This is a genomic window from Candidatus Cloacimonas acidaminovorans str. Evry (assembly GCF_000146065.2).
Lineage (GTDB): Bacteria > Cloacimonadota > Cloacimonadia > Cloacimonadales > Cloacimonadaceae > Cloacimonas > Cloacimonas acidaminivorans.
Window position 1 is genome coordinate 308,504 of record NC_020449.1, and the last position, 12,592, is coordinate 321,095.

12 protein-coding genes are annotated in these 12,592 nt (G+C 38.4%); 11 read left to right on the top strand and 1 reads right to left on the bottom strand.

Translation table 11 applies throughout. From position 1 onward, the window contains the following. Position 1 precedes the first annotated feature (1 nt). The 11 genes from nusA (at position 2) to CLOAM_RS01305 (ending at position 11,611) form a co-directional block, all read left to right on the top strand. Positions 2-1,237 carry a transcription termination factor NusA gene (gene nusA, locus CLOAM_RS01255; protein WP_015424031.1) on the top strand — a complete coding sequence of 412 codons (1,236 nt, stop codon included), beginning with the start codon at positions 2-4 and terminating at the stop codon, positions 1,235-1,237. Further along, positions 1,237-1,467 (top strand): DUF448 domain-containing protein, encoded by a 231-nt coding sequence (locus CLOAM_RS01260; protein WP_015424032.1) that lies wholly within the window; start codon positions 1,237-1,239, stop codon positions 1,465-1,467. The genes nusA and CLOAM_RS01260 overlap by 1 nt, the downstream gene beginning before the upstream one ends. After that, the gene (locus CLOAM_RS01265) at positions 1,464-1,793 is read left to right on the top strand and encodes a L7Ae/L30e/S12e/Gadd45 family ribosomal protein (protein WP_015424033.1); all 330 of its coding nucleotides are present in this window, start codon (positions 1,464-1,466) and stop codon (positions 1,791-1,793) included. Before CLOAM_RS01260 ends, CLOAM_RS01265 begins: the two co-directional genes overlap by 4 nt. Next, positions 1,790-4,330, top strand: coding sequence for a translation initiation factor IF-2 (gene infB / locus CLOAM_RS01270; RefSeq protein WP_015424034.1), 2,541 nt, complete (start codon positions 1,790-1,792; stop codon positions 4,328-4,330). The genes CLOAM_RS01265 and infB overlap by 4 nt, the downstream gene beginning before the upstream one ends. Next, positions 4,330-4,815, top strand: coding sequence for a 30S ribosome-binding factor RbfA (gene rbfA / locus CLOAM_RS01275; RefSeq protein WP_015424035.1), 486 nt, complete (start codon positions 4,330-4,332; stop codon positions 4,813-4,815). Before infB ends, rbfA begins: the two co-directional genes overlap by 1 nt. Before the next feature lie 79 nt (positions 4,816-4,894). Then, positions 4,895-5,899 carry a DHH family phosphoesterase gene (locus CLOAM_RS01280; protein WP_015424036.1) on the top strand — a complete coding sequence of 335 codons (1,005 nt, stop codon included), beginning with the start codon at positions 4,895-4,897 and terminating at the stop codon, positions 5,897-5,899. Beyond that, positions 5,874-6,755, top strand: coding sequence for a tRNA pseudouridine(55) synthase TruB (gene truB / locus CLOAM_RS01285; RefSeq protein WP_044278779.1), 882 nt, complete (start codon positions 5,874-5,876; stop codon positions 6,753-6,755). The genes CLOAM_RS01280 and truB overlap by 26 nt, the downstream gene beginning before the upstream one ends. 117 nt (positions 6,756-6,872) lie before the next feature. Next, positions 6,873-7,778 carry a bifunctional riboflavin kinase/FAD synthetase gene (locus tag CLOAM_RS01290; protein ID WP_232502688.1) on the top strand — a complete coding sequence of 302 codons (906 nt, stop codon included), beginning with the start codon at positions 6,873-6,875 and terminating at the stop codon, positions 7,776-7,778. 48 nt (positions 7,779-7,826) lie between these two features. Continuing rightward, the gene (locus CLOAM_RS01295; RefSeq protein WP_044278781.1) at positions 7,827-9,758 is read left to right on the top strand and encodes a T9SS type A sorting domain-containing protein; all 1,932 of its coding nucleotides are present in this window, start codon (positions 7,827-7,829) and stop codon (positions 9,756-9,758) included. Between the two features lie 9 nt (positions 9,759-9,767). Next, positions 9,768-10,721 carry a 3'-5' exoribonuclease YhaM family protein gene (locus CLOAM_RS01300; RefSeq protein WP_015424040.1) on the top strand — a complete coding sequence of 318 codons (954 nt, stop codon included), beginning with the start codon at positions 9,768-9,770 and terminating at the stop codon, positions 10,719-10,721. Positions 10,722-10,825: 104 nt separating this feature from the next. Further along, positions 10,826-11,611 (top strand): MBL fold metallo-hydrolase, encoded by a 786-nt coding sequence (locus CLOAM_RS01305; RefSeq protein WP_015424041.1) that lies wholly within the window; start codon positions 10,826-10,828, stop codon positions 11,609-11,611. 35 nt (positions 11,612-11,646) lie between these two features. On the opposite strand, the gene CLOAM_RS09570 is transcribed toward CLOAM_RS01305, so the two are convergent. Next, positions 11,647-11,823 (bottom strand): hypothetical protein, encoded by a 177-nt coding sequence (locus tag CLOAM_RS09570; RefSeq protein ID WP_157859985.1) that lies wholly within the window; start codon positions 11,821-11,823, stop codon positions 11,647-11,649. Positions 11,824-12,592 lie beyond the last annotated feature (769 nt).

Genomic DNA, 12,592 nt, shown 5'->3' on the forward strand with positions numbered 1-12,592 from the left:
AATGAGTGCAAATATGCTTGATGCCCTTAATAAACTGGCGGCAATTAAACAGTTGAATAAGGATACCATTCAAACAATCATTCTGGAAGCCGTAACATCCACTCTGCAAAAGCGTTTGGAACCGGAAGCAGGTTTGCAAGTTTACATTGATGAATTAGCCGGTTGTGTGAAAGTAAAGTTCAAAAGCTTGGTTGTGGAAAGGGAAGAAGGGTTGGGTCAAATTTCTTTGATAGATGCACGTAATGATTACTATCATAATGTTCAGCTGGGTGAATATATTGAAAAAACGATGACTCTGTCTGAATTTGAGCCGAAAATAGTGAAGACGGTGCAGAAAATAATTCAGGATAAAATCCGCCAACTGGAAGAGGAAAAAATTCAGAATGACTTCAATAAACAGAAGCATACGATTGTAACCGGGAAAATTAAGGCAATAGATGATTATGGCGGTTATATTATTGATACCGGGCATGTGGATGCTTTATTGCCTGTAGATGAACAGATTGAAAATGAATTCTATCGCGTGGGTGATAATATAAAAGCGTATGTAGTGAATATTAGAACCCAGAAAGATGGAGTAGTAATAATTCTTTCCCGCACCAATCCGGAATTTGTGAAGAAATTGTTTGAGGCAGAAATTCCTGCTATTTTCAGCGGAGAAATTAAAATAAGAAAAATTGTGCGCGAACCGGGAATTAGAACTAAGGTAGAATTGGAAGCAGAAGACCCGAAAGTTGATCCTATTGTTGCCTGTGTAGGACCCAAAGGAACCCGCATTGATTCTTTGCGTAAAGAATTGCATGGGGAACAAATAGATATCGTATTGCATAGTGATGACCCGGAAAAGATGATTGAAAATGCCCTCGGGGTGGAAGGCATAAAAAGAGTAATTATTGAACGCAATCATTCTGCCAGCGTGATTTTAGACGAAGCAGATAAACTGATGGCAATAGGTAAACAGGGGAAAAATGTAAAACTTGCCGCCAAACTGGTGGGAATGAAGATAGATATTTATACAATGGCAGAATTTGAAGAAAAAATGGCAAAAGAAAGGAGAACCGTTAGTCATATAACTGAACTGGATGGTGTTACTCCTAAAATTGCAGAAACCTTGAAACAAGCCGGTTATACAAGCGTTCAGGATATCTATACGGCTTCCCTGGAAGAGCTTTGTAACCTTGAAGGAATGGGACAAAAAACAGCTGAACGCCTTAAAGAAGCAGCGAAGTATTTCTAATGCCTAATAAAAATAGTAAAGCGGGACACATTCCTATCCGCACTTGTGTAGTGTGTAAGAAAAAGGTTGACCAGAAACAACTGCTCAATTTCTTTCTCACCGAAAGCGGAATTGTGTTTGATTGTAACAGAATAATCCAGGTGCGCAAGTTCTATTTATGTCCTGTTGCCGATTGTTTCAAAGGACTTGCCAAATGGCGTAAAAGTCATCAGAAAAGGAAGATAAGATGAATCCGAAGATTCTTACTCTAATGCAGTTTGCCAGAAAAGCAGGCAAACTTGTTTCGGGTTTTAATGCCTGTGAAAGAGCTATAGATAAGAAGGATATTTTTCTGTTGATTCTGGCATTGGACAGTTCTGAACGCACCAGAGAAAAGATGAAAAAAATGGCTGCGAATTCCGGTATTTCAACTTCTGTTATAGAAACCGGAAGCCAGGCAGAAATCAGTTCTGCTTTGGGTTTGCCTTTAACAGGTGTGTTTGGAATAAAAGACAAGAATTTTGCCGGTAAAATTATGGAATATTGGCTCTCTGATACAGAGAGGAGGAGACATTGACGATTAGAGTTCATGAATTAGCCAAAGAGCTGAAAATCAGCACAATGGCTTTAAAAAAACACCTCACCGATTTAGGAGTGAATGTAAAAAGCCATATGAGTTTGGTTGAAGATGAGGTTGCAGATAAAATACGCTTAAAATATAAGGAACAAATAGATGCAGAAAAACGAGCGGAAAGAGATAGAAAGCGTCTGATAGAAATGCGCCAGGCAGCTAAAGCGCAAAAATCAGCTCAGGAAGCGGAAACTATAAAGGCAGAGGAACCAGTTCCTCCTGTTGCAGAACCGGTTAAAGAAGTTCCTAAAAAAGAAGAACCCAAACCAGTAAAAGAACCGGAAAAGAAAACACCCATACCGGTTAAAGAAAAACCGGCAGAAGGAAAACCGAAGGAAAAACCGCACAAACCAGTTCCCGAAAAGCCCAAAGCTGTTCCTAAACCCAAACCGGAAGTTATTCCTCCCAAAACAGCAGCTCCTGCTAAACCGGAACCTCGGAAAAAGCAAGAACCGAGTGCTCCTTCTATAAAACCTATACCTACTCCTCCGTCTGTGGAAATTAAAAAAGAAGAAAAAAAATTCGGCAAAGCAAAAATCAGTCACGAAGAGCTGGGTGAAAAAAGCAAACATAAAAAAGCCATTATCTCCAGCACCAAAAAAGCCAAACAAAAACTAATTGAGACCATAGAGATTGATGAAGCGGAAATTTCCCGAAATATAAAAAAGACCCTGCAAAAGAGCTCCAAACGGAAAAAATACCATCGGGAAGCTCAATATGTTGAAGATCGCAGTAATGAAATCGTAATTAGGGAATTTACCTCGGTTAGTGAGCTTGCTAAAATTATGAATGTTTCCCCTTCAGATATTATCTCCAAATTCTTTATGATGGGTCAATTGGTAACAATGAACCAACGCTTGGACAGGGATTCTCTGGAAATGATCTGTGATGAATTCAAGGTTGATTACCGTTTTGAAGATGAATACGGAATGGATATTATAGACAAGGAACGCGAACAATATAATAATGTAAAAGAAGAACCCCGTCCTCCCGTAGTTACTATTATGGGTCATGTAGATCATGGCAAGACCTCTATTTTGGATTATATCCGGAACACAAATGTGGTTGCAGGTGAATCAGGAAACATAACGCAACACATTGGAGCTTATCAAATTGAAATAAACAAGCATAAGATTACTTTTTTAGATACTCCGGGGCATGAAGCATTTACAGCTATGCGGGCAAGAGGAGCTAATGTTACAGATATTGCCGTTATTGTAATTTCTGCTACGGAAGGCGTTAAAGCTCAAACAAGAGAAGCAATTGATCACGCTAAAGCAGCTGGGGTTTCTATTATTCTTGCTATCAACAAAGTTGACCTTCCCGAAGCTAATGTAGATAAAGTTATAGCCCAATTAATGGAAATAGGAGTTTACCCGGAACAATACGGAGGAGATATCCCTTGGTGCAGAACATCTGTTGTAACCGGAGAAGGTATTTTAAATCTGATTGAACTGATTCTTTTAACAGCAGAAATACTGGAACTGAAAGCCAAACGCGATGTTCCTGCTTCTGCAGTAGTTATTGAAGCGGGAATGGATGCCCGAATGGGTCCTTTTGCCACTATTTTGATGCAAGAAGGAACTCTGCATAAAGGTGATATTGTTGTTTGCGGAGCTGTGCATGGCAGAATCCGCAAAATGGAAAATGAGCGCGGAGCAGAATTAAAAGTTTTGTATCCTTCCGATGTTGCAAGAGTTTATGGTCTTTCCGATACTCCCAAAGCAGGAGACATACTCAATCAGGTAGATAGCGAAAAAACAGCCCGAAACATTAGTACTGAGCGTCAACAAATACGATTGGAACGGGAAAAATACCAGAACAAGAGTTCCCTCCAGAATATTTTTGCCCGCATTAAAGAAGAACAAATAAATACACTGAATATTATTCTTAAAACCGATACAGATGGCTCTGCGGAAGCGTTGGCAGATAGTTTTCAAAAGCTTTCCAACGAGGAAGTTAGCGTTAATATTATTCATAAAAGCGTAGGTGGAATCAGTGAAGCGGATGTTTCTTTAGCTGCTGCTTCGGATGCCATCATAATTGGATTCCATGTGCGTCCTTCACATCAAGCGCGTAAACTGGCTGAAGAGGAAGGAGTCCAAATTAAACTTTATCAGGTTATTTATGATGCTATTGATGACCTTCAGAATGCATTGGAAGGAATGCTAAAACCGGAATATGAAGAACAGGTTATTGGTAGCGCAATAGTGAAACAGGTGTTCAAAATTAAAAAAGTGGGAACCATAGCCGGATGCCAAGTAGATAAAGGTGTGATTCAGGCAAATTGTAAAGTTCGTCTTTATCGGAATGATGTTTTAGTAACGGAAGATACAATCAGCTCCTTAAAACATTATGCGGATGATGTTAAAGAAGTCCGTGCCGGTTCAGAATGTGGATTAACCTTAGCCAATTTCTCCGATATTAAAGAAAACGATGTATTGGAAGCATATATCGTTAATGAGGTTAATAAAAAACTGTAATGAAAAACTATCGTATTCCCCGCTTACAGGCAGAATTGAAGAAACTCTTCAATATTGCTCTTTCCCAAAAATTGAACGACCCCAAACTGGCTTGGGTACAGATAACCGATGTAGTTATCTCCAAGGATTTACACTATGCCAAGCTATATTTTTCGCATTATAATAACCCCGCCAGTCATGACCAAATCAGAGAACTCCTGATTAAGTCATCCGGCTTTTTAAAAAAACAAATAGCAGGAGCACAAATTATGAGAACAATCCCCGAATTATCATTCTACTACGATGACACAGAAGATCGTGCCGCGAAAGTAGATACGCTGCTGGCATCGCTCAGAGATGATTTTGACGATGAAGATGAGGAAGACCAGGATATTGATATTGACGATATTCTGGATGATGATGATTATTTTGATTTTGATGAGGAGGACGACGAAGAGGATTACGACGATTACGAAGACGAAGAAGAGGATGAGGAAGAGGAATAATTTCGCTATTTCTCCCAAACTTACAATAATATGAAAAGGAAAAATCGCCCTTAGTGGCGATTTTTTCTTTGGTGAAAGCGTGCAAAATATTAGAAAAGAATTAGTGGAGCTTATTTCCAAAGCCGAAAATATATTACTTACAACTCATATCAGTCCTGATGGAGATGGTTATTGTTCAGCTCTGGCTTTACAAAGGATTATTTCCTTTTTAGGCAAAAGTTCTTTACTGGTAACCGATGATGATGACCTGAGCCGTTATAACTATCTGCAGGATGGAAAAAGCCGGGAAAAGCGTTTCCACGAGTTAAAGGAAGAAGAGCAGAACTTTTCTTTGGCAGTTGTTTTAGATTGTAATTCTTATGATAGGTTAGGTGAAAGAAGCGTTCTGGTAGAGAAAGCGGAAAAGATAATAGTTCTGGATCATCATGAAGCGGAAAATGGTTTAATAAAAGCAGAGCTAAGTTATATTGAACCCTCTTTTGCCTGTGTAGGAGAAATTATCTTTTCCCTGCTGGAAACGGAAATTAACAGAATGCCTGTTTCCGATCGCTTATTTGTGTGTAATTGCCTTTATACTACAATTTTGAACGATACCAACAACTTTGTTAATACCAATACCGATGCGGATGTTTTTATCTTTGCCTCAAAATTGGTGAACTTAGGAGTTAAACCCAATGAACAATATCGGTATTTCTTTCTGCAGCATTCGGCAGAAGAACTGCGTTATATAGGTGAAACCCTTTCTACAATTGAATTGCATTACCAGCGTAAGATATTATTTATGTATTCAACCTTGGTAATGAGCAAAAAAAATAATATTGATCCTGAAAGCATAATGAATGCAACGCGTTGGGTGCAAGGCATAATAGGGATTGAGGTAATAACTTACTTAAGGGAAGAAAAAGAAGGGGTATACAAAATCAGTTTGCGTTCCGAGACAATAGATGTGAATAGAATTGCTGTGCGTTATGGAGGAGGAGGTCACAAACAGGCAGCCGGATGTTATTTTTATGGAACTCTGGTAGAAGCCAAAGATAAATTGTTAAAGGATGTTATTAATGCCCTTGAATGCCATAACGGATAAAGCATTTCTGGCTATAGATAAGCCGTCTGGAATAACTTCCTTTGCAGTTATCAGGCGTTTGCGTAAAATTACCGGAAGCAAAAAAATCGGGCATACTGGAACACTTGATCCTTTTGCTACGGGTTTGCTAATCTGTTGTTTGGGCTCTTATACCCGTTTAGCGGGTTTATTGGAGGAAAAAGATAAGACCTATCTTGCCAGAATGATATTGGGCATAAAAACTGCAACCGGCGATCCGGAAGGCGATATTATGCAAACAGCTCCCATTCCTGAATTTGTTAGTAAACTTGATGTTTTGGCAAAAAAAGCAAGACAATTGACCGAACTTCCCGTGCCAGCTTATTCAGCTGTAAAAGTTAACGGGAAAAGAGCTTATGAACTTGCCCGCAAAGGTGAAAAGTTCAATCTGCCTAAGCGTCCTGTTCAAATTAAAGAAGTTGAATTTTTACCTTGGGAACCGAATAAATCTGATGAACTAAGCTATCGTTGCAAAGTTGGCAAAGGAACTTATATCCGGGCGTTAAGTGAATGGCTGGCAGAACAATTGAACACAATTGCTTACACAACTTTTCTACGGAGAGAAAGCATTGGCAATATAACTTTGCAGGATGCGGTTTCTTTGGATGATTTGACTAAGGATAACTGGTTTCGCTATCAGCTTAGCTATAAAAAGGTTTTTCCTGATTATACCTGCCTCAAGCTGAATGCAGATGACTTTGCCAAAGTGATGAATGGTATGGATATAGCTCATTCTAACGAAAATAACGAAAAATACATTTTGCTTAAAGAAGAAAATATCTGTGCTATTGGGCAAAGAATGAATAACTATATTCACCCGCTTATGGTGCTAAAATGAATAAGAGGAAGAACGAAGTCCTCGTTGTTTATTGTTTTCCGAATTATAAGGTTTTATATAATAACTACAACAGCGAAATAATGAATTTTGTGTGGTGGACGAGGACAAGGTATGAAAATGAGTAAAAAATCGGTCTTAACTATTGGCACTTTTGACGGCTTGCATTTGGGTCATCAGAAAGTGCTTAAAAAAGTTGTAGAAATAGCAATGGCAGAAGGTCTGCAGAGTGTGGTTATCAGTTATCAAGATCATCCTGCTTTTGTGTTAAAAACGCATCCTATGCCCAAAATGCTTTGTCCGGCAGAAATCAAACTACAGGAAATGAAAAAAATGGGTATAGAGAGAATTGAACTATTGGATTTTACTTTAGAGCTGGCAAAAACCCCTCCCTTAAAATTTTTGAAGGACTATATAATTCCCCTGTTTCAGCCAAAAGTTATAGTTATGGGTTACGATTCTCATTTTGGACACTTGCGTCAAGGTAACTATGATTTTCTTTGTAGGCATTCCGAAGAACTGGGTTACCGTGTGGAATATGTAGAGCCCTTGCTTTTTGAAGGTAAGCCAATCAGCAGCAGCAGTATCAGAAATTTACTCCTCAGCGGTAAAATTGAAGCAGCCAATTATTTATTGGGAAGACCCTACCGTTTGATAGGCAAAGTAGGACACAGCAATTCCAAAGGGAGAAAACTTGGTTTTCCTACAGCAAATTTGAATTTGCTTTGTCCGCATCAACTTATTCCTAAAAGCGGAATTTACCTTTCTAAAGTGATTTGGCAGGAAAATGTATTTTTCGGGTTGACAAATATCGGTTGCAGTCCAACAGTGAAAAATACGGGAGTTATTGAAATTGAAACCCATATTCTTGATTTTCAGGATAACCTCTATGGTCAAATTATGGAGCTGGACTTACTCAGTTATCTTAGAGAGGAAAAGATGTTTAAGAATGTAGATGAGCTTAAAACAGCCATCCAAAATGACATTGCCTTAGCAAGAGTAATGCTGAAGGAATTTTCGGGGTGAACTATCTTACTTTTGGACTGCCCAATTCCAATTTGGCAGAGAGGAAAAATGCGGAAAGTTAATAAACCTACCATTTATTTGGCAAAAGGGAATTTTTTATTTCCTTTAGCCGTTTTGTTTTTCCTGTTGCTACCGGTGTTTTTCTCTGCAGTTTCGCCTTTGCAAGTTGTTCCGGGAAGTGGCATTAAAGATATAGAAGATAGCAAGTTATATCATTTTCGTTATCATAATTTGGTTGACGATTATCATCTTTCAGGACCCAAAATCTGGGCAGTGCGTTTTAATTTCAAAGATGCTTATCCAATAGCCGATTCTGCCTCTTTTACGCTGAACAGTTTTAAAATTTATTCTCCCTATCCCAATCTGGAAATGCGGGTATCTTTATGGAATGAACAGTATGGGGGAAACAACGAATTAAACTATTTTCCGGGGGTTATTATTCCGGGTGGTAACTGGCAAAACATTACTCTTTCTACAAGTCCTACTACTATTACTTTTCCTGAAATTCAAAATCCTTTGCGGATTATTTGGCTGGTGATGGATTTTACTACACCTTTAGCCGATAAATATATGAGCGCTTCGGAAGGAAGCGGAAAGAACAGTTTTTATTACAATAACACAGTTCAGGGCAATGAATTCTGGCAAAGTTTGTTTACTGCCGGTTTTAAATGTGAATTACGAGTAAGCGCAATTGGAGATTTTAATTTATTACATACCGATTTGGAACTGCTTAGTTTTTCTCTTCCGGAGAATATTTTGCCTGGTTCCACCGTTCATCCTTCCGTTACGGTTTACAATCACAGTCAATATCCTGTAAGTGACACTTTGGAAGTTAATTTTTCCGATCCTTTGCTGGAATTAAATCAGACCCTCCAAATTCCTTTATTAAACATAAATCCCCGGGATTCTCTTTTTACGGTAAGTTCCGAAGGCATTTCTTTCAGCCGGGAGCCAAGCCAGATAAAGGTAACTCTTGCTTTCAAAAATCATCCTAATATCATTTTTTCTGCCCGTTATTATAATGTTTTTGGGGAGACAGGAAGTTCTCATTTGGTAGAATATTTCCGGCGTTATACTTTTGGCTTTTCCGATATTCCTCAAGAGGCATCCGAAGTTCATCATCTGCTCTATTTTCCTAATCTGGCAGATAATCTTTCCAATCTATTCGCAGTGCAGAGGTTCAATTATTATCAGTTCAATTCATTGCCTAAAACTGTTGTAGATGGCTATAAAAAATTTCATCTGCAGATTGATGCCAATTCTGAGGAACTTGTTTCCGCTATTTCAGCCGCACAGGCAAAAAGGAGCTTTATTTCACGCAGCAGCAGTAATATCAGTATGCCCGATCCGGAAACACCTGAAAATCTATTGTTGAATATAAAACTCTATAATGATAGAACTACTTTATATGAATGGACAGCAAGTTCTGCTCTCAATCCCAAATTTTTCGCCGGTATTTTTGAAGAAAATGAGTTTGCAGGCGGAGAACTCTATTCCCTGAAAAGGTGGCTTGTATTTGAGGGCTCTTTCAGCGGAACTCTTAATAAACGGGATAGTGTGGAAATTGAATTAATTTTGAATACTACCGACCTGAATCCCTCAAAGACATACAGGGTTTATTACTGGTTGCAGAATCCTTTCAACAGCGGAGGTCAGATTTATTATGCTCAATATGTTTCCTTGGGGCAATCCTGGATAGTTTCCAATTCTGATGAATATATATCTCAACCTGTTATTTCCGTTTATCCCAATCCTCTGGTAAAAGGAAATGCTTTAAAAATATCCGCTTCTGTTTTTCCTGCGGTTTTTACGGTTTATAATATTAAGGGGCAGAAGGTCTTTAGCACTGGGAAGGTCTTTAGTGAAATATCTATTCCTGCCGATATTTTTCCTGCTTCCGGTATCTATTTCCTGCGTTGTGAAATGCAGGATAGAGACAAAACACATAAACAAATCCAAAAAATAAGTATAATAAAGTGATGTTTAATTATGGCAGAACATATTTCCATAGCTGAAATGCAACAAAAAGTAAATCAGGAAATCAGCGGTTTGTATTTGGTAGCCGAAAAAGAACTCCGCGAGGGGAAAAATGACTTTTATCTGCGTTTAAAACTGCAGGATAAGACAGGAACCATCTCTGCCAATGTGTGGAAGGATGCAGTTAAGCATTCAGACCAGTTTGATACTGGCGATATAATCAGCATTCAAGGCACGGTTGTAAATTACAAAGGGCAGATTCAGCTTTCTCTATCTCAGCTTCGTTTTGCCGATAAATCCGAATATAATATAGAGGATTATCTAACGCGCAGTAAAATTGAACCGGAAGTTCTTTGCGACCGTTTTTTTGAGTTTGTGGATAAAGTGCATCAGCCCTATCTGAATAAATTGCTTCATCTTATCTTTGACGATAAGGAGTTCTTTAATCAATTCTTAAAAGCACCTGCAGCTAAAAACTGGCATCATAATTACATTAATGGGCTTATTGAGCATACCGTTTCAGTTGCTGCCTTATGTGAATTTGCCTCCACTCTTTATCCCGTAAATTACGATTTGCTGATAACCGGAGCTTTATTGCACGATGTAGCCAAAGTTCAGGAATATGACCACCGCAGAAATATTGATTTTACGGATGCAGGACGCCTTATCGGGCATTTAGCTCTTTCGGATCAAATGGTTTGTGAAAATGCTGCCAAAATTTTAGGTTTTCCCGAAGAATTATTACTCCATTTACGCCATTTAATTCTGTCTCATCATGGTGAATACGAAAAAGGGTCTGTGCGTTTGCCTCAAACCCTGGAAGCCATTGTTTTACACCATTGTGATAATCTGGATGCTCAGGCAACAGGTGTGGCACAATTGATTGCTGCAATTCCTCAAAATGCTGTCTGGAGCGAATATGACAAACTGAATAACCGCTATTATAAAATTTACCGACCTGTTTAAAATTTATGTCATTTAAGAGCGAAAGTTCTTTGTTATTCTCGCAATAGCGGAAATCCAGATAAATTTTAATAAAACAGCTGAATATTCAATAGGGAAATTATATTATGTTTCAAACCGTGATTATTGCCAGTGGCAGTAAAGGAAATTGCGTTTTAATTCAAACTGAAAATACCGCTCTCCTTTTGGATGCCGGAATAAGTATGCACAGAATTATGGAGTGTTTGGAATCATATCACATAGAATCAGCAAAAATAAATGGCATTCTCGTAAGCCATGAACATTCTGATCATATCAAAGGTGTAGGAGCTATTTCCCGTAAACTGAAAATTCCCGTTTATATTAATAGACCTACTCTTTCTTCTTGTGCAGAGCGTTTGGGCGATGTGCAGGATAGGATAGTGCTCTTTAACACAGGCAACAGTTTTACCATTGGAGATATAATTATTGAGCCGTTTGTTTCTACTCATGATGCTGCCGAGAGCTGTAATTTCGTTTTTTATCCCGTTTCTGAGCCCAAGCGTAAATTGGGTGTGGCTACAGACCTGGGCTATCCAACGCAATTATGTCTGCTAAAATTGAGCGGTGTAAGCACTTTAATCCTGGAAAGCAATCACGATGAAAAAATGCTGATGGAAGGACCTTACGACTGGAAACTGAAACAACGCATTCGCAGTGTGCAAGGTCATCTTTCCAATGTGCAAGCAGTTGGCTTAATTTCTACCCTTATTCATCCCGGTTTGAAAAACCTTATTCTGGCACATTTAAGCGAAACAAATAACCTTCCTTCCCTGGCAGAACAAACAATGCAGGATTATCTGAATAGTATCCGCAGCGATATAAAACTGTTTGTGGCAGAACAAAATAGGCCTACTCCCCTAATAGAAATTTAAAGTATCGTCCCTCTTTGAGTTAAAATCGGCTTTTCTCAATCCTTTTTTCTCGTTTCATTATTGTCAATATCTTTCAAACCCTTTTCTCTTTTACGGTTGCCTTCTGCCGATTTTGACTCAAAGCTGTGGTTGCCTTCTGCCGATTTTGCCTCAAAGCTGTGGTAAACCCGTGTTCTGAATCGGCTTTTCTCAATCCTTTTTTCTCGTTTCATTATTGTCAATATCTTTCAAACCCTTTTCTCTTTTACGGTTGCCTTCTGCCGATTTTGACTCAAAGCTGTGGTTGCCTTCTGCCGATTTTGCCTCAAAGCTGTGGTAAACCCGTGTTCTGAATCGGCTTTTCTCAATCCTTTTTTCTCGTTTTATTATTGTAAATATCTTTCAAACCCTTTTCACTTTTACGGTTGCCTTCTGCCGATTTTGACTCAAACCCGCATTAAAATTCCGTAGGAATGACAGAAAAATAACGACGGTTTTTAACCCGGCGAAAATATATCTCTGTGAAAAATAAAGAGTTCCGTAGGAACGACAGATACTAACGACGGGTTTTTAACCCGGCGAAAAGTAAGCATAAGTTATTTTTATTATTAACTGGATTCCGGCTTTCGCAGGAACGACATTAGAACAACAGAATTTATATCCTCTAATAAAATTACGCGTTTTATGCCTGATAATTATTACCATTTAGGGATAAATTGCCTTTCTTTATATTCTTTATCTGCCCTATTTTTAGGATTTTTTCTCTTTATTATTTAACTATTCTCAGGGTTAAAATCCGAGCTTTTTGTTTTGCTATTTCCCCGGGATTTTCTCAACCATTGATGTTTTATAAATAAAAATATGATATGATTCCTATTTCTGAAAAATCAGGATAGGTAGCATTCTTGCCTGCTTGAATATTTTATGACAAAGTAACAACCAAGTAACAACTCCGTAACGAGACAACGGAAGTGTTACGGAAGTGTTACGGAGTCATTACTT